The organism is Paenibacillus sp. F024 (assembly GCF_057814255.1).
In genome coordinates this window covers 1-20,256 of record NZ_JBVASZ010000027.1, presented here as the reverse complement: position 1 = coordinate 20,256, position 20,256 = coordinate 1, and the positions used below count along the sequence as shown (strand labels likewise).

The 20,256-nt window shown below is 52.3% G+C and carries 23 protein-coding genes; 14 read left to right on the top strand and 9 right to left on the bottom strand.

Features of this window, described 5'->3' with window-relative positions; all coding sequences use genetic code 11:
* Positions 1-67 precede the first annotated feature (67 nt).
* Positions 68-1,117: a peroxiredoxin family protein gene (locus tag ACZYR9_RS21395; protein ID WP_488980489.1), complete on the top strand. Its 1,050-nt coding sequence runs from the start codon at positions 68-70 to the stop codon at positions 1,115-1,117.
* 131 nt (positions 1,118-1,248) lie between these two features.
* Positions 1,249-2,652 (top strand): NAD-dependent malic enzyme, encoded by a 1,404-nt coding sequence (locus tag ACZYR9_RS21390; protein ID WP_488980488.1) that lies wholly within the window; start codon positions 1,249-1,251, stop codon positions 2,650-2,652.
* Positions 2,653-2,747: 95 nt separating this feature from the next.
* On the opposite strand, the gene ACZYR9_RS21385 is transcribed toward ACZYR9_RS21390, so the two are convergent.
* The gene (locus ACZYR9_RS21385) at positions 2,748-3,581 is read right to left on the bottom strand and encodes an SPL family radical SAM protein (protein WP_488980487.1); all 834 of its coding nucleotides are present in this window, start codon (positions 3,579-3,581) and stop codon (positions 2,748-2,750) included.
* 103 nt (positions 3,582-3,684) lie between these two features.
* Positions 3,685-4,647 carry an aldolase catalytic domain-containing protein gene (locus ACZYR9_RS21380; RefSeq protein ID WP_488980486.1) on the bottom strand — a complete coding sequence of 321 codons (963 nt, stop codon included), beginning with the start codon at positions 4,645-4,647 and terminating at the stop codon, positions 3,685-3,687.
* Positions 4,648-4,905: 258 nt separating this feature from the next.
* Here ACZYR9_RS21380 and ACZYR9_RS21375 point away from each other — a divergent pair, with 258 nt between their 5' ends.
* The 5 genes from ACZYR9_RS21375 to ACZYR9_RS21355 all read left to right on the top strand — a co-directional run bounded on the left by ACZYR9_RS21375 (position 4,906) and on the right by ACZYR9_RS21355 (position 7,756).
* Complete coding sequence (locus ACZYR9_RS21375) at positions 4,906-5,397, top strand: NUDIX hydrolase (RefSeq protein WP_488980485.1); 492 nt, start codon at positions 4,906-4,908, stop codon at positions 5,395-5,397.
* A 168-nt stretch (positions 5,398-5,565) separates the two neighbouring features.
* Positions 5,566-5,991 carry a hypothetical protein gene (locus ACZYR9_RS21370; protein ID WP_488980484.1) on the top strand — a complete coding sequence of 142 codons (426 nt, stop codon included), beginning with the start codon at positions 5,566-5,568 and terminating at the stop codon, positions 5,989-5,991.
* A 280-nt stretch (positions 5,992-6,271) separates the two neighbouring features.
* Positions 6,272-7,150 (top strand): cation diffusion facilitator family transporter, encoded by an 879-nt coding sequence (locus tag ACZYR9_RS21365; protein ID WP_488980483.1) that lies wholly within the window; start codon positions 6,272-6,274, stop codon positions 7,148-7,150.
* Between the two features lie 22 nt (positions 7,151-7,172).
* Positions 7,173-7,307, top strand: coding sequence for a hypothetical protein (locus ACZYR9_RS21360; RefSeq protein ID WP_488980482.1), 135 nt, complete (start codon positions 7,173-7,175; stop codon positions 7,305-7,307).
* 92 nt (positions 7,308-7,399) lie between these two features.
* Positions 7,400-7,756, top strand: coding sequence for an aminoacyl-tRNA hydrolase (locus tag ACZYR9_RS21355; RefSeq protein WP_488980481.1), 357 nt, complete (start codon positions 7,400-7,402; stop codon positions 7,754-7,756).
* Here ACZYR9_RS21355 and ACZYR9_RS21350 read toward each other — a convergent pair.
* On the bottom strand, positions 7,751-9,022 hold the full coding sequence (locus tag ACZYR9_RS21350; protein ID WP_488980480.1) for a BaiN/RdsA family NAD(P)/FAD-dependent oxidoreductase: 1,272 nt from the start codon (positions 9,020-9,022) through the stop codon (positions 7,751-7,753). The genes ACZYR9_RS21355 and ACZYR9_RS21350 overlap by 6 nt on opposite strands.
* A 118-nt stretch (positions 9,023-9,140) precedes the next feature.
* Positions 9,141-10,469 carry a hemolysin family protein gene (locus ACZYR9_RS21345; RefSeq protein WP_488980479.1) on the bottom strand — a complete coding sequence of 443 codons (1,329 nt, stop codon included), beginning with the start codon at positions 10,467-10,469 and terminating at the stop codon, positions 9,141-9,143.
* 797 nt (positions 10,470-11,266) lie between these two features.
* Between ACZYR9_RS21345 and ACZYR9_RS21340 the strand changes: the two genes are divergently transcribed.
* From ACZYR9_RS21340 to nadE, 4 genes are all read left to right on the top strand, one after another.
* On the top strand, positions 11,267-11,410 hold the full coding sequence (locus tag ACZYR9_RS21340; protein ID WP_488980478.1) for a hypothetical protein: 144 nt from the start codon (positions 11,267-11,269) through the stop codon (positions 11,408-11,410).
* A 27-nt stretch (positions 11,411-11,437) separates the two neighbouring features.
* Positions 11,438-11,854 carry a DUF3905 domain-containing protein gene (locus tag ACZYR9_RS21335; protein WP_488980477.1) on the top strand — a complete coding sequence of 139 codons (417 nt, stop codon included), beginning with the start codon at positions 11,438-11,440 and terminating at the stop codon, positions 11,852-11,854.
* Positions 11,855-11,978: 124 nt separating this feature from the next.
* Positions 11,979-12,413, top strand: coding sequence for a BrxA/BrxB family bacilliredoxin (locus ACZYR9_RS21330; protein ID WP_488980476.1), 435 nt, complete (start codon positions 11,979-11,981; stop codon positions 12,411-12,413).
* A gap of 118 nt (positions 12,414-12,531) precedes the next feature.
* Entirely contained in the window at positions 12,532-13,341 is an 810-nt protein-coding gene (gene nadE / locus ACZYR9_RS21325; protein WP_488980475.1) for an NAD(+) synthase, read from the top strand.
* A gap of 90 nt (positions 13,342-13,431) precedes the next feature.
* Here the strand turns inward: nadE and bioA are convergent, their stop codons facing one another.
* The gene (gene bioA, locus ACZYR9_RS21320; protein ID WP_488980474.1) at positions 13,432-14,778 is read right to left on the bottom strand and encodes an adenosylmethionine--8-amino-7-oxononanoate transaminase; all 1,347 of its coding nucleotides are present in this window, start codon (positions 14,776-14,778) and stop codon (positions 13,432-13,434) included.
* 114 nt (positions 14,779-14,892) lie between these two features.
* Between bioA and acpS the strand changes: the two genes are divergently transcribed.
* Positions 14,893-15,318, top strand: coding sequence for a holo-ACP synthase (acpS, locus tag ACZYR9_RS21315; protein WP_488980473.1), 426 nt, complete (start codon positions 14,893-14,895; stop codon positions 15,316-15,318).
* A 65-nt stretch (positions 15,319-15,383) separates the two neighbouring features.
* On the opposite strand, the gene ACZYR9_RS21310 is transcribed toward acpS, so the two are convergent.
* The 3 genes from ACZYR9_RS21310 to ACZYR9_RS21300 all read right to left on the bottom strand — a co-directional run bounded on the left by ACZYR9_RS21310 (position 15,384) and on the right by ACZYR9_RS21300 (position 17,374).
* On the bottom strand, positions 15,384-15,767 hold the full coding sequence (locus ACZYR9_RS21310; RefSeq protein ID WP_488980472.1) for a c-type cytochrome: 384 nt from the start codon (positions 15,765-15,767) through the stop codon (positions 15,384-15,386).
* Positions 15,764-16,306 carry a hypothetical protein gene (locus ACZYR9_RS21305; RefSeq protein ID WP_488980471.1) on the bottom strand — a complete coding sequence of 181 codons (543 nt, stop codon included), beginning with the start codon at positions 16,304-16,306 and terminating at the stop codon, positions 15,764-15,766. The genes ACZYR9_RS21310 and ACZYR9_RS21305 overlap by 4 nt, the downstream gene beginning before the upstream one ends.
* A gap of 213 nt (positions 16,307-16,519) precedes the next feature.
* Entirely contained in the window at positions 16,520-17,374 is an 855-nt protein-coding gene (locus ACZYR9_RS21300; protein WP_488980521.1) for an AraC family transcriptional regulator, read from the bottom strand.
* Positions 17,375-17,441: 67 nt separating this feature from the next.
* Here ACZYR9_RS21300 and mutY point away from each other — a divergent pair, with 67 nt between their 5' ends.
* Positions 17,442-18,551, top strand: coding sequence for an A/G-specific adenine glycosylase (gene mutY, locus ACZYR9_RS21295; protein ID WP_488980470.1), 1,110 nt, complete (start codon positions 17,442-17,444; stop codon positions 18,549-18,551).
* Positions 18,552-18,602: 51 nt separating this feature from the next.
* On the opposite strand, the gene ACZYR9_RS21290 is transcribed toward mutY, so the two are convergent.
* Positions 18,603-19,286: a Crp/Fnr family transcriptional regulator gene (locus ACZYR9_RS21290; RefSeq protein ID WP_488980469.1), complete on the bottom strand. Its 684-nt coding sequence runs from the start codon at positions 19,284-19,286 to the stop codon at positions 18,603-18,605.
* A 174-nt stretch (positions 19,287-19,460) separates the two neighbouring features.
* On the opposite strand from ACZYR9_RS21290, the gene ACZYR9_RS21285 reads away from it, so the two are divergent.
* On the top strand, positions 19,461-20,084 hold the full coding sequence (locus tag ACZYR9_RS21285; protein ID WP_488980468.1) for a LysE family translocator: 624 nt from the start codon (positions 19,461-19,463) through the stop codon (positions 20,082-20,084).
* The last annotated feature ends 172 nt before the right edge of the window (positions 20,085-20,256 follow it).

Genomic DNA, 20,256 nt, shown 5'->3' with positions numbered 1-20,256 from the left:
TTTGACAACATGTTCCCGTCAATTCACAATAGAATGAGGAAATTCAAATGGGAGAACGGTGATCAAAATGGATACTTGGGTATGGGGACCATTCATCATACAAAAAAGCATGCTGTTCGTCCTAGCTGCAGTGGCGGCGGGGTTCGGAATAGGCTGGCTCCGTTTAAAGGGAACGTCTATGTGGGCGGCATTCAGCTCGATCGGCTTGAACGCCATAGTCATTGGGGTCATTAGCTGGAAGCTAAGTGTGTTGCTTTTTGAACCGCGCAGTGTACTGACGAATCCCGTGTCGCTGCTCTATTATAACGGCGGCGATCGAGGGATCTGGCTAGCTGTGCTGCTTTCCGGCTTGTATGTATGGTACACCGTTCGAAAACAACGTTTGGACAGAGTACTATATATAGATTCGCTGCTTGTCTCCATTATTGGGGGGTATGCGGTTTACGGGGCCGTCATTTTTGCAGCAGGGGAGACTAACCGTTTGTTATGGGGGGTTACTGCGCTCATGGCGGGAGGATTGGCGGCGGTATGGATGTTGAAGAAGCCGTCGAGTCATCTGCGTCCGGTAGTGCAGAGGTTGGCGATATTTGTCATAGGCTATGCATTCATCTGGACGGCCGCAGTGAACATATGGGGTAAGCACGAGTCGGGGACAGCTCAGGCAGAAGACGCTTCCATCGGATTGAAGCTTGGACAGCAAGCTCCCGATTTTGAATTAAAGATGCTCGATGGCCAATCCGTCAAGCTCTCCGACTATCGGGGCAAAACGGTTCTGCTTAATTTCTGGGCCACATGGTGTCCTCCTTGCCGGGAAGAAATGCCGCATATGCAGCAGTTTTATACGGAGTACGAAAAGGATGGCGTGGTTATTCTTGGAGTGAATGCCACCTCGACGGAGATCAGTGTGCCCGTTGTGGATTCTTGGCTGAAGGAGTGGGGGATTACATTTCCCATCGTGCTCGATGAGAAGGGTGAGGTCATCAAGACCTATCGCGTAAACTCTTATCCCTCTACTTTTGTGATTGATGGGGACGGAGTGATTCGTCATAAGCATCCCGGACCGATGAATATGCAAATGCTGAAGGAAGCGAAGCAGAAGGCCGATAACGGAAAGTGATAAAAGATATGAATAAGGGTACTTAGAGTTTTTCATTTGCGCATGAGGTTTTGATCGTGTAACATGAGAGTATTATAAGATCCTATTGCGTTATTTATTATATTTATTTTTTATAAAAGGAAGGTAACAGCATGGCACAGACGAGTATTATCTTGCGTGTGGAATTGAATCATGATCAAGTCACGTTTGGTGACGTAGCTGCGGCTATCAGTAAAGCCGGAGGAGATATCACTTCGATTGACGTGATCCGTCCGGGCAAGGATTCTTCGGTGCGAGACATTACGGTGGATGTGGCGGAATCGGCGGAAAGTCAAGTGGTAGAGGCGTTGAAGCAGCATGACGGCATCAAGCTGATTAACGTGTCTGACCGGACATTCCTGGTACACTTAGGCGGAAAGATAACGACGCAGCCTACCCTGCCGATCAAAAATCGTGATGATTTGTCCCGGGTATACACACCTGGTGTAGCACGCGTATGTACGGCAATCCATGAAAATCCGAAGAAGGCATACTCATTGACGATCAAGCGCAATACCGTGGCTGTGGTGAGCGACGGGACAGCAGTACTCGGACTTGGCGACATCGGACCGCATGCGGCTGCTCCGGTTATGGAAGGAAAAGCGATGCTGTTCAAGCAGTTGGCGGGCGTCGATGCATTCCCGATTTGTCTGGACACGAAAGATACCGAAGAAATTATTCGTACGATTAAAGCGATCAGCCCGATCTTCGGGGGAATTAATCTGGAGGACATCAGCTCTCCTCGCTGCTTTGAAATCGAAACAAGACTGGCGGAAGAGCTGGATATTCCGATATTCCATGATGATCAGCATGGTACGGCTGTCGTCGTCATTGCAGGACTGTTGAATGCATTAAAGGTGGTAGGCAAGCGGATCGATCAAGTACGGGTCGTTGTAAACGGTATCGGTGCAGCAGGTGTCTCTATCTGCAAAATGCTGCTTGCCGCCGGCGTCACCCGGCTTGTGCCTGTAGATCGGGAAGGTGCGATCGTTCGAGGTGGAACGTATCAATACCCGATGTGGCAGTGGCTTGCAGAGCAGCCTCAGGTCGAGGCGGAGCAGGGCACTTTAAAGGACGTGCTTCGTGATGCGGATGTGTTCATCGGCGTGTCCAGAGGCGGTATCATGACGGCTGAGGATGTACAAACGATGGCGCCAGACCGGATTGTCTTCGCTATGGCTAACCCGAATCCGGAGATCGATCCGGAAGAAGCGCTGCCGCATGTGCGCGTCTTCGCTACTGGCCGAAGCGATTATCCGAACCAAATTAACAACGTGCTGGTATTCCCCGGAATTTTCCGCGGAGCCTTGGATTGCCGTGCCCGCCGCATTAATGAGCCGATGAAGCTTGCAGCATCGCGCGCCATCGCCTCGGTAGTAACGGAAGCCGAACTGAATGAGCATTACATTATCCCGAGTATCTTCAATGAGAATGTCGTTGCGAAAGTTCGTCATGCCATCATTGAAGCGGCCATCCTGACGGGTGAAGCGCGCCGGATTCCGCGGGATTTCAGATAAGAAGAACGAAAGCATAAGATCTGCAGCGCTTTAGAAATAAGCCGCTCCCTTCGTGATCAAGGGGAGCGGCTTTTTCAGCAGTCGGAGTGGTGGCATTAAGGTAAAAAGCCGACTTGGCTGACGTAAATTTGGTATTTTGCAAATGTTTGATGAAGCTGCTCCAATACTTGAAGATAGGAGGAACGGTCATACCACGCTTCAAGCCCGCACGCTTCATAGATCTGTCGGATGCCCAGCCGTTCCGTTCGTTTCCCCTGGCTGCCGTCGCCCATAAAAAAGTCGTCAAGGACGAGCCGTTGGATGCCGGTTTCCGCAAGCAGCCCGACCAAACGGTCACTGGAAGGCAGCAGGGGAGAGATGGCGGCTTGAGCAGGGATGCCGGCTTCGACGAGCCGGCGCAGCGCCTGCAGCCGGGCAGAGATGGGAGGAGCAGCGGGCGAGAATGCCCTGCGGATGTCTTCAAGATCGGTTTCAATCGTTAGGCTCACACGAACACGCTGTCCAAGTCTCGCCAGCAGATCGATATCGCGCGTGACCAACGGACTGCGTGTCTGGACAAGCAGGAAGTCCGGCGATGCATCTGAGTCGGCATCGGCCATCATTTCCAGCAGAGACCGGGTTAATCCCGTTCGGAATTCGACCGGCTGATAAGGGTCCGTACTGGAGGACATGAAGATCGTGACAGGGCCCTTGCGTTTGGCTCTTACCAGCTCTTTGGGGAGCAGCTCGGACGCCGTCGACTTTACGTCTACATAGCGGCCCCAAGGCTCCATGCGGAATTTGGCTAAGGGCATTTCCCTTACGTAGCAGTAAGAGCAGGCGAAGCTGCAGCCCACATACGGGTTAAGCGTATGGCTGTAGCCGGTCAAATAGCCGCCCGCAGGATTCAGCAGCCTCTTCGAAGCCCTTAGGGACACTTTAGGAAGCATGGACGGAACAACTCCATTCATAGCAGTCTTGCTTGAGGAGAACGAAGAAGCCCGGCTCCTTGTCACAACCAAGGAAACCGGGCAATCAGCCGTGCTGGCGGTATTATTCGGCCGAACCCGCGGGCATAACTTCCGGCGATGTCAGCTTATCGTAAAACTCCGTGAAATTGTCTTTATCTTCACTTGAGCGAAGCGCCATAGCCGCGCGCGGATGCTCATTCAGTACGCCTGCGATCATGTAAGGAATGACATAGCCCCACTCCCACTTCTCACGCATGGCGATCATGTGCTTCTCAATGATGCTGAGCACCGGACGAACATCGTATTTCGGATTTTTCAGATGGCTTACGATCAGCTCTGTCGGGCAGTTCCCCGCAGCGCGGCCCATGCCGTAGACTGAAGCATCCAAAAATTCAACGCCCTTGGCAGCGCCCATGATCGTGTTGGAGAACGCGAGCTGCATGTTGTTATGCATGTGAAGGCCCAGCTTTTTTTCAGGCAGAAGACGCTGGAACTTGGTTACGAGGTAATCGATATCCTTGTAATCCATGCTTCCGTAGGAGTCGACGACGTACACGACATCTACCGGGCTTTTGGCGATTACTTCGAACGCTTCGTTCAGATCGTTCTCCATCACATGGGTGAGCGCCATGATGTTGAGGCTTGTTTCATAGCCGTAGCCGTTGAACTTTGTCACCAGATCGAGCGCTTTGTCCACATCTTTGATATAGGTAGCAACGCGGATCAAATCAAGCTGGCTTTGCTCCCGGGGAAGAATATCGTTCTCGTCCACACGGCCGATATCGACAAGAGCGGACAGTTTCGTATCGGTTTTCTGCGAAATGACTTCCTTCAAGAAATCCTCGTTCAGGAAACGCCATGGTCCCGCTTCTGCGCCCTTCAAGAGCTTGGCGGAGTTTTTATACCCGATTTCCATATATTCGACGCCGGCTTCGCTCAGGCCATAGTACATGTCCTTTACGAATTGGACGCTGAAGTCCCAATTGTTCACTAATCCGCCGTCGCGGACCGTACAGTCGACAATGCTGTGTTTTTCCCTGCTCATGTTCATTTGCTCCTCTCCCGAATGGGGCCGTTATTTGCTTTGTGGCTTTGTGGCTTTTAAGCTTTTAAGTGGTAAAGTGTCTGTAATAATTAATAATAATACATACGGAAAGTCCTTTTGTCAATGATAACAAAATACGAAAAGGTTGACAATTTTATGAGCGGCGGTAAGTTAGGGAAAAAGAAGGATTTTCAAGCGTGATATGGAAAAATGGCATAGGAAAAAAAGTCGAAATAAGGCGGATGGAGGAGAAGGCAGATGCTGCAATATAATATTGCGTTTATTCGTAAGGGAGACCGGATATTGATGTTAAACCGGAGCAAACCGCCTCTGCTTGGGCAGTGGAATGGAGTCGGAGGCAAGCTGGAACCGGGAGAGACGCCTGCTGCCAGCGTCGTTCGGGAAATCAGGGAGGAGACGGGACTGCAGCTGACCGAGGATGCGCTTCGCTTCTCCGGGATCGTAACATGGGAAGTGGATGGAAAAGCGGCTGGAGGCATGTATGTGTTTATCGGTGAAGCGTCCACGGAAGCGTTAGCTGAAGCTCCCATTGAAACGGAAGACGGCATTTTGGCCTGGAAGGCGATCGAATGGGTCGTTCATCCGGACAATCACGGTGTGGCGGGACATGTCAAACATTTTTTGCCGCCCATGCTGGACAACAGAGCTTGTGCGGAGTATCGGTGCGTTTTTAATGACGGCAAGCTGCTGAGCTGTGAGGTCCGGCCGTTAGAAGAGGCATTGCTGTAAGAAGGCAGCGGGGGATTTCTTAAGGACGTAAGGAAGAAGCGGACGTGAACCAGCCGGAGCGATGGTCAGTCTTGGGCTCGATGGTTGAACTACAGGAATAAGCTGCACGCCTTGGGGCATGCTATCCGGTATCATTCCATTTACATGAGACCGGAAAGGAACGTGTTTATGAGCAGCGCTCCGTTATGCTTTCAATTCGATTCTCCCAAAGAGGCCATTCTTGCCCGGGATACGCTGGAGGAGATCGGTTACCGGATCAGCGGGCATTCACACTCGGACAAGCCTGTACTTCATGTGGTTGTGGATCGCCACGATTTGACGTCGGCGCTTGAAATCGCACAGGCGCATGGGGGCAGATTGGTTCAGGTAGGGGATTCCCTCGATGAGACCGAAGGCTTCGCGATGGCCTACGATATGGAAGGGCTGATCCCGATCCCCGCACATTTCGTGAACGAAGATATGTTCGACAGTGAGCCGGACGTATCCGCTTCGGCGTACGTCAATCGTTCCGGAGGAGCATACAATGATGAAAGAGAGCTGTTCGATCCGTCCGGAGACGATGTGAACGGGTTTGATGCCGGTATTCATATGTGACCGGCTTCTTCGGAACCACCGCCATCATCGGCAGGAACCGAAGCTCTTGTGCCATAACCCAGCGGATCCCTGCCCGGCAGGAGAGCCGCTGTTTTCGTTGTTGGACAAGAGCTATAACTTTTGACGCGACTAATAAAGTTGCCTCAGGCCTATTTTTATAAGCGGGGAAAACACTGTTTCTCTAGACCCACACGGGTGTCGTTTGTTATGATGATTGAGGTTTAAAGAAAGGTTATCTAGAGATACGGGATTTATCGAGGATGATGGAGGGAAGCCGCTTGTGGAAACCTATGAAAATTTAAAAGAGGGCGAGAAGGGCGCATGGGTCAGCATCGTCGCTTATATCCTGCTAGCCGCTTTTAAAATCAGCATGGGCTTTGTGACCGGTTCCGAAGCGCTTACGGCAGACGGAATAAACAATGCAACGGATATTATCGTTTCAATCGCTGTGCTGATCGGCCTGCGAATTTCAAGAAAACCACCGGATCGGGATCACCCGTACGGACATATGCGGGCGGAAACGATCGCCTCGATGGTCGCTTCCTTCATTATGGCGGTGGCTGGCCTGCAGGTCGTAATTCAAGCGGGCAAAAGCTTCATGGCAGGCGAGCGGACGGCACCTGATATGCTTGCGGCATGGATTGCCCTGGGCTGTGCGGTCATTATGTGGGGAGTTTATGTGTATAACAGCAGGCTTGCCAAGCGAATCGGGAATCAGGCGCTGATGGCCGCGGCCTATGATAACCGTTCGGATGCATTGGTGAGCATTGGGGCGGCCGTTGGGATTATCGGCTCCAGGATGGGCTTTCCGATTCTCGATGCGGCGGCAGCGTTTGTTGTAGGCATCATTATATGTAAAACGGCGTGGGATGTTTTCTCCGATGCTACGCATGCTCTGACCGACGGCTTTGATGCTCAGAGACTGCGGGTATTCCGCAATACGGTCAAAGAGACTCCTGGGGTAAAGAGAATCAAGGATATCCGCGCCAGGGTTCACGGCAGCAATGTCCTGCTGGATGTCGTCGTAGAGGTCAGCTCCGAGCTTTCTGTAGGTCAAAGCCATGAAATTAGCGATGAGATCGAAAAGAGAATGTTGGACGAGCATCGGATCGGCAACGTTCACGTGCATATTGAACCTTTTTCCGAGCAAAAGCCATAAGGCCGCCCAGGCGGGCAGCCTTATGGCTTTTGCTATGCGGATAGGTATCATGCTCACACGCTATTACGAGGAGCCTCCGTCGCTTCCGCCTGAACAGGAAGAGGCCGAGCTGCAGCTGCCGGCGTGGATATGTTCTCAGCCTAGGAACGATGTTTAAAGCATATTTTGAGCTGCAAGATTCATAGACATAAAGAGGTAAAAGGTGTACAGCTTGATGAATCCCTCACTGAGGAAAGGAGCTAACTTCCCATGGAACAAGCGGATCAGGATATTGTGCAATACTATGTTGTTAACGGACAGCTTGCCATGTCTCCCGGAAAAATGGCGGCTCAGGTAGCCCATGCGGCTACGACCATGACGCTGCACTATTTGTTAAATGACCACAGGTATCATGAGCTGTTTCAAGCGTGGCTGCACAGGGGGCAAAAGAAAGTCGTGCTCCAGGGCCAAGAGGAGCAGCTTCAGCAATTAGTAAAAGAAGGATTCCTGTCGATCCGGGATGCAGGGCTTACGGAAGCTCCGGCAGGCTCGCTAACCGTTGTCGTTTTACCGCCAATGAATAAAGAGGATGCCGGAGAGAGGATAGCCGGACTTGCGCTGTTATAGATTGTGCTTCACGTATTGGGCCGCACTCATGCCTGCCGTATATCCGGTGGTAAATGCCGCAGTAATGTTATATCCCCCGGTATATCCATGCACATCAAGGATTTCTCCGCAAAAAAACAACCCGTTCTTTCGTTTGGAGTGCATGGTTTTGGGATCGATTTCTTTCAGATGGACGCCTCCGCCGGTAACAAAAGCCTCTTCAATCGAGAGGGTGCCGGAAATTTGAATCGGAAAAGCTTTAAGCAGCGAGGCCATGGCAGACCAAGGCTGCTTGGGAATATTATCGTAGGTCGTTTCTTCTTTTAATCCCGATTTTTTCAGAATAATGGGGATCATCCGTTCCGGCAAAAATCCTTTTAGAATATTTTTGATCGCTTTCTTAGGCTCATTTCGGGCCAATTGAAGAGATCCCGCATAAACTTCTTCCACTGTCTTCTCAGGAAATAAATCGATCGTTATTTTCACCGTACTCACATCGAACTGTTTTTTCGTCTTCACAATAAACTGGCTGCAGCGAAGTGCGGTAGGGCCGGATATGCCAAAATGGGTAAACAGAAGGTCCCCCTCGTGCTCGACGATTTTTTTTCCTTTGGGATTCCAGACGGATACCGTGACGTCCCTTAACGAAAGGCCCTGCAGCTCTTTGCTCTGAATGAACGCTTCTTTGGAAACGAGCGGAACCTCTGTCGGATACAGCTCGGTGATGGTGTGTCCGGCTTCCTCGGCCCAGGCATAGCCGTCACCGGTTGAGCCTGTATGCGGCACCGATTTGCCTCCCGTGGCTAACACAACCGCCCGGCTTTTCACCTGTTCACCGCCGGACAGCTCTGCTCCCAGGACTTGGCCATCCTGATACAGCACCCTCCGCACGGGGGTGTTCACGCGAATGGCAACGCCCTGCTGCCTTACCCGGCCCACGAGCGCATCGACCACAGTTTTCGCTTTGTCACTCACCGGAAACATGCGTCCGCGGTCCTCCTCCTTGAGCCGAATCCCCATTCCCTCGAAGAAGTCGATAATGTCGCGGTTGCTGAAGGCAGCAAGAGCGCTGTGCAAAAAACGCCCGTTGCCGGGAATATGCTTGATCAGCTCGTCCAGTTCTTTGGCGTTGGTCACGTTGCAGCGTCCGCCGCCGGAGATGCCGAGCTTGCGCCCAAGCTTATCACCTTTATCGATCAGCAGCGTCCGTGCTCCTTGACCGCTGGCCGCGATGGCCGCCATCAAGCCGGAGGGTCCCCCGCCAATAATCATTACATCATAAGACATATGCAGCCGCTCCTTGCCATTATTTTCTGTAGCTTATCTTACCCCTTTTTGCTTTAAACGTCATCTTTTATAAGCCTCAACGAAAAAAAGAGGCCTGTAGGCCTCTTGAATAAGTCCATTATGCGGTTTGGGTTTGAGATTGTTGCAGCTTCCGGACGGTAATCCGGGCGATACGCAGATCGTCGGTCTCTTCGATCATAAATTCATATTGATCGCCGTAAAGCACCGTCTGACCCTTTTTAGGGGGGATTTCCACTTGGGAATAAATCCAGCCGCCAACCGTATCATAATTTTCCGACCCGATGTCCAAACCGAATACTTCGTTTAACTCCGTGATCAGCAGACGTCCGTCGATGGAATGCGTGGCTTCGTCCTTCTTCTCAATGCTCGGGCGTTCATCCGGATCGAATTCATCCTGGATTTCACCCACAATTTCCTCGAGAATATCCTCCAGCGTAACCATCCCCGAGGTTCCGCCGTATTCATCGATGAGCAGCGCGATCTGTACCTTTTTCTTCTGCATTAGCTTCAGTAAATGGCTGATCGGCATCGATTCGGGCACTTTGGTGATCGGACGGGCAAGCAGCCGAATGTCGGACAAGCCTTTGCTGGCCTTCATCAAATCCTTAATATGCACAAACCCGATGATATTGTCCTTGTCCGGATCGCACACCGGGTAACGGGTACGCATTTCCTCCAGCGCAATGGCCATATTTTCCTCGAACGTAAGGTTGGCGTACAAGCAGCCCATCTCTGTCCGCGGAATCATGATTTCGCGCGCATTCGTTTCCGTAAACTCAAATATATTATCAAAAAGCGTTAATTCCGTGTTGTCAATGAATCCGCTTTTGTGGCTTTCTTTCACCAGTATGCGTATTTCCTCATCGGTATGAGCGGATTCGTGCTCGGTCGCCGGTTCGATTCCCGCGCGCTTGAGCATCCAGTTGGATATTCCGTTCAGCAGCCATATGAAAGGAAACATCAGCTTGTAAAAAAAGATAATGGGCGCGGCAGACCATAGGGTAACGTTCTCCGATTGGCGGATAGCGTACGTTTTGGGGAACTGCTCGCCGAGTGTAATGTGCAGGATGGTAATGAGAGAAAAAGCGATTAAAAAGGAAAGCGTATGAATGACAACATCATTAAATTGAAACCAATCCTTCAGCACCGGACCGATAAATGCTGCGATGGCCGGCTCTCCCAGCCAGCCAAGTCCAAGGGAAGTCAGTGTGATCCCAAGCTGGCAGGCCGATAAATAAGCGTTCAGGTTTCCCGTAATCTTCTGTGCAAAACGGGCTCGGATATTGCCTCCTTGGGCGAGCGTTTCGAGACGGCTGCTCCTCACCTTGACCATGGCAAATTCGGCAGAAACAAAGAAGCCGTTCAACAGCACCAACACAATAATCAAAACCGCGTTAAATAATAAGGGTAACGGGTCACTACTCAATCAATCCCTATCCCCTGCATGAGGGAAGATAGGTACACCTCCTCCAAATGTTCAAAATTTGTCAAAAATATTAACAATTTATAATATGTATTATAAACGATGCGAAAGTATGCCCTCAAACAGCGGTCGTGGCAATCAGGGGTAATCTCACCGTGTACGAACTCTATTTGTATGCATTAATGGCTGATTTCACTCTGTATGCTTCGAATTTGCCGTTTTTTGTGCAAATCAGAGTGGGATTCGTTGGAAAATTCATGAAGCCTTGTATGTTATAAAATAAGATTACCCGATTTTTGAAGGGGAAAATGGAAGGCTGCGGGCCCAGATGAGAATACGGAACTTGCCTTTTATATATTTTATGGTATAATAATTAGATGCTCAAAGAGCAGCATTTCACCCCCGCATAACCCCTAACTTGAGATTTTCCTCGAGAAGAACGTTTTTTCCGCAAATCGTGATCGTCAGGAGCCCATGATTCAACATTGTTGTAATACTGATTCACACTGGCGCGGTCTTCGGAGCCGCAAGGATGGAAGAGAGGCAGGGCTTTCATTGTTTTAGTCACACAGCATTACCAGGTTTCATGAAAGGATTTAGAATATCGTTTGGGGTAAGGCGGCAGTAAAGTTTAGAAAAGGGACTCCGTTCGGGCTGATCACCGAAGGAGTTTTTTTTCATGAATTTTGTTCGCGTGAGGCCATAGGGTTCCTGCAATTTCCGGATTCATTGTCCCAAAGGGCTGATTGAATTTTATTCGGCTAAAGCATACTAAAGCTTAAGGAAGGGAGATGATTCATATGGCTAAGTCAAACAGCGGTGCCAACGCATCCAAGGAACAGAGCATACAAGCCGCCCGGAATAAGCGGAACGATAGCGCCGATCCCGCAGGCGGCGGCATCATGGACAAAAAGCTGAGCGGGCCGAACCGTCCGTCCGTCTAATTGCGGACTTAAGGGAGGAGGGCTTATATGAACGACAAGACTAAAGGTACGAAAGACGCCACGTATGATCAGGCGAGGACTGATATTTCTTATAACCGCAGGAATGATTCGGAGCTGGATCCGTTTGAAATTAATTTTCGGCCGGAGTTTGAACAAAACCGGGGGCCTAGAAAGCCGTTCGTGAATGAGCATGGGGTGCTTATCGGAGACCATGAATATCAGTCGGAGCATTCGCCGCTGGAGCAGTGGAGCCAAAACACCGATCCGGCCATCCTGTCGGGGGACGGATGGGTCCATCCCTATAAGGATATAGGCTTTCATACGGCGGAAAATAAAGAGATATTCGAAAAGGGCATTGTTCCCCAGGGCGTTCCTTTCATGCATCCCGATAAGGATGTCGCTTATCCGGCGTTCCAGAGCGGGGAAGCGGAAGAGGACAAATAGGCACAACAGCGGAGTTTTCGCGCGGTCTATTTAGAGCGCTTTGCTTTCCCACCATGCCGATGTATAATGGTGATATGAAGTTGAATAACCATTTATGGTGTGGGAAAAGGAGTTGAAGCGTAACATGTCCATGTCGTTTGAAAATTATATGAAAGATATGGTTCAGCCGATGAGAGACGAACTGACCCGGATCGGTGTGGAGGAGCTCCGCACGCCGGAGGAAGTATCGGCGGCGCTTGATGATATGAAAGGGACGGCTTTGATCGTCGTCAATTCCGTATGCGGCTGTGCGGCAGGCCAATGCCGTCCGGGCGTAGCCAAAGCGCTTCAGAATGAAGTGAAGCCGGATCGCCTGTTCACGGTATTTGCCGGCCAAGATAAGGAAGCAACGGCTAAGGCTCGTGAATATTTTGCTCCGTATCCTCCGTCTTCTCCGTCCATTGCTTTGATGAAGGACGGCGAGCTGGTGCATTTTATTCAACGTCACCAGATCGAAGACCGCTCGGCTGAGATGATCGCCAACGATTTGATCGGTGCCTTTGAAGAATACTGCAAGTAAGAAATAGCGCGTTTGACCTCAACTCCCACCAGATGATATGACATCTGGTGGGAGTTTTTACGTAATGCGGGGCGAAATGGTATACTGATAAGAAAAACAAGTGGGAGAGTGTTGACACATGAGCCTGCAGCAGGACATTATCGCTAAACTCGGAGTGAAGCCGGAGATCGATGCCGATGCGGAAATTCGCAAAAGAGTGGACTTTTTGAAGGAGTATGTGCTCAAGGCCGGGGTTGAAGGACTGCTGATCGCCATCAGCGGAGGGATCGACAGCGCGGTGGCGGCCGGCTTATGCAAGCAGGCGACCGATGAGCTTACTGCGGAGAAAGGCCGGGAATACAAGACGGTGGGCGTATTCCAGCCTTATGGGCAGCAGGAGGATATAGCCGACAGCTATGCTGTAGCCGAAGCGTTTCAATTGACGTATCGGATGGAAACGAATATTGAAGAGGCGGTCAACGAAATCGCGCTCGAGGCCGAATACGGTCTGAAATCCATCGGGGTTCACCGCCATTTGAGCCGCGCGGGCAAAGGGAATGTAAAGGCCAGAACGCGTATGGTCGTTCAATATGCGATCGCATTTGAGCTGAATCTGCTCGTTGTCGGAACGGATCATGCCTCGGAAGCCATCACAGGGTTCTTTACAAAGTACGGCGACGGCGCAGTCGATATTACCCCTCTAAGCACCTTGAACAAGCGTCAGGTACGTCAGTTGGCCGGGAAATTGGGCGTTCCGCAAAGCGTATTGGACAAGGCTCCGACAGCAGGGCTGTGGGAAGGACAGACCGACGAGAAGGAGCTTGGGATCACCTATGACGACAACAGCAACTACCTGGAGGGCAAGGCCATTGCGCCGGAAGCGCAGGCCAAGCTGGAGAAGCAGTATGCAAAGACCGAGCACAAGCGGGCCCCCATCCCTGGGATTTAAAGGCCGTTGAACCTAAAACCACCTTGCAGCCGCAAAGCATGGATAAGACTCCTGCTTTCGGTAACAAGGTGGTTTTTGCCATGCGCCCGGTTAGAAGCCCATCCGCTTCAGTACGGTTTCCGTTCGGGCGATAATATCTTCGATCTGTTCCTTGGTGGTGCACAGGGGCAGCCAATAATAGATCGTATCCCCGAGGGGGCGCAGGAACAGGCCTTCCTTCAGTCCTTCCAGATAGACGCGGAAGCCGATCCGTTCGGCAAAATCAAAGCGGATTCCGGCGTCGCGGTCTTTATACAGCTCGAAGGCGCCAACCATGCCGAGGCTGCGCACGTTGGCCACCCCGGGGAACGCTTCGAACCGCTTGAGCTGTTCTTTGAGGTGAGCCGCGGCACCTTGGACATGGTCCATAACGCGCTCCTCCTCAAAGATGCGAAGCGATTCCAGCGCCACAGCCGCGGCGAGGGGGTTGCCTGTGAAGCTGTGACCGTGCGTGAAGGTCTTCAGCTTCACGTAGTCATCATAGAATGCGTCGAAGACGGCATTCGTCGTGAGTGTGGCGGAGAGGGGAAGCACGCCCGCCGTAAGCCCTTTGGACAGGCACATAAAGTCCGGCGCGATCCCTGCGTGACCGCAAGCGAACATCCGGCCTGTCCTGCCGAATCCGACCGCTACTTCGTCAGCGATCAGATGCACTTCATATTGCGTACACAGCTTACGCAATCCCTGCAAATACGCTGCGGGGTACATGTTCATTCCCCCCGCAGCCTGAATCATCGGCTCTACGATCAGCGCAGCGAGCTCGTCCGCCGATGATTCAAAGAGCTTGCGTGCGCCCTCAAGCGCTTCGGCGACACAAGCCTCGGGGCTCGTTGCCTTGCGTACGTCAGGAGACGGTACCTGCAAAGCCGAGAACAGCAGGGGACGAAAGACATTGAAGTACTGCTCCACGCCGCCCACGCTGACCGCGCCGATCGTATCGCCATGATAGCTGTTCTCCACGAAGGCGAATTTGGTCTTGCCGGTCCGGCCGGTTTGCTGCCAATATTGAAACGACATCTTCAGCGCCACTTCCACGGAAGTGGAGCCGTTGTCGGAGTAAAACACGCGATCCAGCCCGGACGGCGTAATCTCCACCAATCTTTGGGCCAGCTCGATGCCGGGGCGGTGCGTGAGGCCGGCGAACATCACATGGTCCATTTGAGCAAGCTGACGGTTCACAGCCTCCCGGATGCGCGGATGCGCATGGCCGTGTACGTTGACCCACCATGAGGAGTTTGTATCATAGTAACGATTCCCATCCGCATCATACAGGTAGATGCCCTCCGCCTTCTCGATCAAGATGGGATCCGTATCGGCATAATCCTTCATCTGGGTAAAAGGATGCCATACATGCTGACGGTCCATGTGCAAAAGCCGCTGCTTCTCGTTTGCTTCCATAAACTTTGTCCTCCTTGAACTTCATTTCCGGATCGGATACGATTAAGCTACGAAGCCAAATCACATTGTACCACCAAGTGAAGCGGAACGCGAAACAAGAAAGGAACAGGCGTCATGATTATCGGCATCGGCACCGATTTGCTGGATATTGCGCGCGTGCGCAAGATTCTCGAGCAGCCTGCGGGCAGGCGGTTCATGGAGCGGGTACTGACAACCCGCGAGCGAGAGCTGGCTGCAGGCAGACAGGGGCGTTTGGCTGAATTTACGGCAGGCCGTTTCTCGGCCAAAGAAGCCGTGGCCAAGGCGATCGGCTGCGGCATCGGCAAAGAGCTCTCATTTCAGGACATGGAGGTACTGCCCGATCCGAAGGGCAAGCCGATTTGCCGGTTATCCGAGACGGCGCTTGAGCGGCTGCGGCATGCGGGACTCCTCCCGGAGCGCGAGACGGGTCCGGTCGCGATTCATCTAAGCATCACGCACACGGATACGACAGCTATGGCTTATGCCATCATGGAGTGCAGAGAGGGAGAGTTTGGCTAAAACCCGCTGCGTAAATAACAAACAAGCAGTCCCGAGAGAGACTGCTTGTTTGCTGCTGCATCCGTTTATTTTTTGCTGGCCAGCCAGTCGGCGAGCGCATCAATCTCCTCGGGCTTGAGCTTGCCTTGATAGCCGGGCATCCCGCTGCCGCCCCGATTAATCTGCCCCACGATCTGTTCTTTGGTCAATCGTGCCCCTGCTTGCTGCAGGTTTGTGTTTGGGCCGACCTTGCCTTCCAGATTGCCTGCGTGGCAGGACAAGCAGTTCTGCTTATAGAGCGCCTTCACCGTATCGCTTGCTCCGGCCATCGCCTGCTCCTCCGTCATGCCGCCGGAGGATTTGCCGTCGCCGCCAAACGGCGCCGGGCTATTTTGGGGCGTGCATGCCCCGAGCACGACCGCCATCATTAACGCCATTGAGAGAGCGGCCCAAGTGTTCTTACGCTTCATTCGTACCTCATCCCCCTGTTCCACATTCCGATCATCCATGCCAGAGCCATCATACTGAGTCCGCCGAACCCTCCGAGAGCAGTCTGTGCAAAACCCAGATACGACCAAGCAATGGTTACAGTTAAAACCAGCATCCATAAGCTTAGATACAGCAGCGGGCGTCCTAACCGGCGGCTAAGCCACGCATAAGCCAAAGTCAGCGCTGCGCCCTTCAACAGCGGCCACATCAACGGATCGATTCCTTTCCAGCGAGCCAGCACATAGATCCCTGCCGCAGCCAGCAGTACCGCAACAAAAAGCGCTACAAAGGCGCGGTTTAAGGTAAGGTTTCCTTCACTCCGGCGAAATCTTCTAAGCAGCAGAAGCGCCGACGCCGCCAGGGCCGTCCACATCACGACCGGCTGTAGCGGCTCAAGATCCCGCCATTGCGCAAGAAATTGCAATGCGGCCGATAGCGCCCATTGCAGGCCCCAAATATATAGAAAAGCGGTATATGGCGCTGCCTTCCGATAGGCGGCTTCCGCTTGTTTGTAGCTCATGGTTACACCTCTTAGCCGATCCCGAATTCATTTCGCGGCTGCCTGAAAAGCGCTGACTGCGCGGAAGGATAGCCTTTCCGCCGGCAGCAAATCATCAGCCAGCTCACGACTGCTCAACAGGGTACGTTCTCGCTTACTAAAGAGAGAGTACACTTTTTTCGGTAGGGAAGTCAAACGTACCGGAATACCCTGGAGAGCCGCTGTCCCTGCGGCTCAGTTCCCCGAAGTGATCCGATGGTTTTTTGCATATTCCCGCGGGGAGACTCCGGTTACTTTTTTGAAAATGCGGCTGAAATAAAATTCGTCCGTATAGCCTACACTGCCGGCGATCGATTTCAGCCGATAGTCCGACAGTACGAGAAGCTCCTTGGCCCGGTCAACGCGCAGGTGCGTCAAGTAATCAATGGGGCTGTAGCCGATATATTTTTTGAACAGCCGGGAATAGTGGCTTACGCTCAGCCCCGCCATTTGGGCCAAGCCTTCCAGCGTAAGCGGCTCCTGATAGTGGCCTATCATATAATCCTGGGTTAGTTCGATAGCGGCGGTAGTATCGCCCGCAATTTTTTGCGCGCGAAAATCGGTAACCAGCGTGAGCAGCAGCTCCTGCAGCAAAATTTTGCGGCGCATCGCCGTCATGTGCCCCCGCCGCTTCCACAGCACGTCCAGCTGCTCAAATAGATAGATCAGCTGGGGGGTATTGGTCACCGTATACATCCCCTCCAGGGGAAACCGCGTTTGAGAGGCGCTGTTGTAAACCCACTGTTCCTTATCCTCGTAACATTCCGTATAATGAAAACGGATGAAGTAATATTCCAAGGGATGCTCCGGATCGGTGGTGCGCTCCACGACCATGCCCGGTGCGAACCAAAAGAGCTTGCCGGGCTCGGCCGGGTAGTGGGTTCCGTTGATGGTGAAGGTACCCTTGCCCTTGATGATAAGCCAGACGGAATGGTGTTTAATCGGCTGAGCTTTTTGGTACCAGTCCGTCTCGCATTTTCGATGACCGACAATGAGAATGGAAATCACCAGTTTATTCAAGCGGGAGGCCAGCTCTCCGGGGGTGGGCATCGGCACCGGTCCTTTCCTTTTTTAATTTATTATATCTTTACAACGTGTGCATTGAGAAGGAGACATCATGTATAGTTTAGAACAAAAACAATATTTCAGCACAGAGCTGTTGTCCTGGTATATGCGGCATAAACGTGATCTTCCCTGGCGGCGCAGCCGTAATCCGTATCATATCTGGGTATCGGAAATTATGCTGCAGCAGACTCGCGTCGATACGGTTATTCCTTATTTTGAACGCTTCATGGACAAGTTTCCTACGGTGGAGGCGTTGGCGGAAGCGCCGGAAGAGGAGGTGCTCAAGACGTGGGAAGGACTCGGGTATTATTCCCGTGCCCGCAATCTTCAAGCCGCTGTACGGGAAGTGCAGGAGCGCTATGGCGGAACTGTACCGGATAAGAAAGAGGACGTATTCTCGCTGAAGGGTGTCGGGCCTTATACGGCCGGAGCGATTCTCAGCATCGCCTACAATCAACCGGAGCCTGCGGTAGACGGCAATGTTATGCGCGTGCTCTCGCGCTATTTTCTTATTGAAGAGGATATCATGAAAGGCGGCACCCGCGTACTGATGGAGAAGCTGGCCAAGGAGCTGATCCCCGAGGGGGCAGCCGGGGATTTCAATCAGGCGCTTATGGAGCTCGGCGCACTGGTTTGCACGCCGAAATCGCCGCACTGTCTGACTTGTCCGGTGATGGCGCATTGCGCGGGCAGAGCAGCCGGAATGGAGGGATCCCTCCCGGTTAAGAAGAAGGCCAAGCCTCCGCGTCCGGAGAGCAGAACCACGGCATTGGTCGAGGGTACCGGAGAGCATGCCGGCAAGGTTTTGATCCGTCAGCGTCCGGCGGAAGGGCTGCTCGCCCGGATGTGGGAGCTGCCGCATACGCTTGCGTCAGGCGATGCCGGTGATCCGGCCGCTGCGCATGAAGCTTTGGCCTCGCATCTGGCCGGCGACGGACTGGGCATCGACTCGCTTCGTCTGTTGATGCAGGCGGAGCACATCTTCAGCCATATCCGCTGGGAGATGGAGGTATACGTATGCCGCCCCGAGCCTTCGCCGCTGTTTCCGCAGCTGCCTGTGCCGCTGCCGTCGCATTACCGCTGGATCAGCCGCGAGGAGATGGAGCAGTATGCGTTCCCGAACGTATTCCTTCGTATTTTGAACGCCTATTTTAAGGGCTGACACCAGCCGCAAGAAAAAGAGCGGGACCTTCATGCAAGGTTATCCTGCTCTTTAATAAATTTGTTTTTTCAACGATTCACTGTCTTTGACAAGGATATACTTTTTGTCGATCGTGATAATTTCGTCCTCTTGCAGGTCCTGAAGCACCTTGGTGACCGATTCCCGGACGGTGCCTACCATATTGGCCAGCTGCTGATGCGTCAGCTTCATATTGATGAGGATGCCTCCTGATTTTGGCGTACCGTATTGTTCCGACAGCCGGCAAATCATTTTGACCGTGCGCGAGCGGACATCAAGAAAGGTCAGGTCGTAAATTTGCTCATTGGCTTTGCGAAGCCGTTCCATTGTGACTTCAAGCAGACGAAGGCACAGCTGGGGACTCTTTTCCATGAATTGTTGAAAATCGGACCGCGTCAACATATACATGGAACAATCCTCCAGGGTTTCAACGCTGGCAGAGCGCCGCAGTCCTTGCTTGATCAGCGCCATCTCTCCAAAAAAATCTCCTTCCCTGAACAGGGAGAGGATGATTTCCTTGGCATTATCGATCCGATAAATCTTGACGGCCCCGGTTTGGACCAGAAACATCTCCTCGCCCGGGTCGCCTTCACGAAACAAAACGGTATGTTTTTTAAAGTGGCGTTCGGCGAATAAAGGGGAGATTGCTTCCAGCTCATCTGCAGATAAATCCTGAAACAACGGCACGTTCTGCAGAAGAGAAATCAATCTGTTCATTATCTCACTCTTTTCTTTGCATTTTCCTTTTTTGTGCAAAATTGGGTGAAGGATTGCAGTCAAAATTATAACCTGATTCAGGCTTCTGCACCAGCTCGTAAAGCCGTTCTGAAGCATCCTTATATGTATATATCGGAATAAACCGATTTTTGATTAAGGGAGGACTTCATCCTTATGGATCTTCACATCGTGCTGTATTTTACGGCGGCATCCATCCTTCTGACGCTGGCGCCGGGACCGGACATTTTGTTTGTTGCCGCACAAAGCGTATCCAACGGCCGTAAAGCGGGGATCGTAACGGCATTGGGGTTGTGTACCGGTGTGCTGGCGCATACGTTTGCCGCGGCAGTAGGCATTTCCGCGCTGCTTTACAATTCCGCACTGCTTTTCCAGCTTGTCAAATATGCGGGAGCCGCTTATCTCCTGTATTTGGCTTGGCAGGCTCTGCGGGAAGGAGCGGGTACACTGTCGCTTGAACAGGTCCCTCGTCAAAGTGCGGGGGCGCTGTATCGTAGAGGCATTCTGATGAACGTGCTCAATCCGAAGGTTTCGCTCTTTTTTCTGGCGCTGCTGCCTCAATTTTTGACGCCGGGAGGAAGCAATCCGGCTTTGCAGATGATGGTTTTGGGCGTTATTTTTATGGTGCAGGCGATTGTGGTTTTCAGCTTGGTATCCCTGGGGGCCGGTTTTGTCGGCGGTAAACTGCGCGAGCGAGCCGGGACAACCCGATGGATTAACAGGGCCAAGGCACTTTTGTATGCGGCGATCGGGTTGCGATTGATGTTTGCAGAGAAATGAGAAGAGCGCAAAAAGACCGCCCGGAGAAAATCCGGGCGGTCTTTATTGTAGTACGCCCAGCATGGGCGTCATCTTTAGGGTGAAAGTCCTGAACGGGGGCTGGCGAGCGCCTACCGTAGCCAAGGGCAAGGGTGTCCGTCGCGAGGCGGAATCTGAAGGAAGCCGGAGGCAA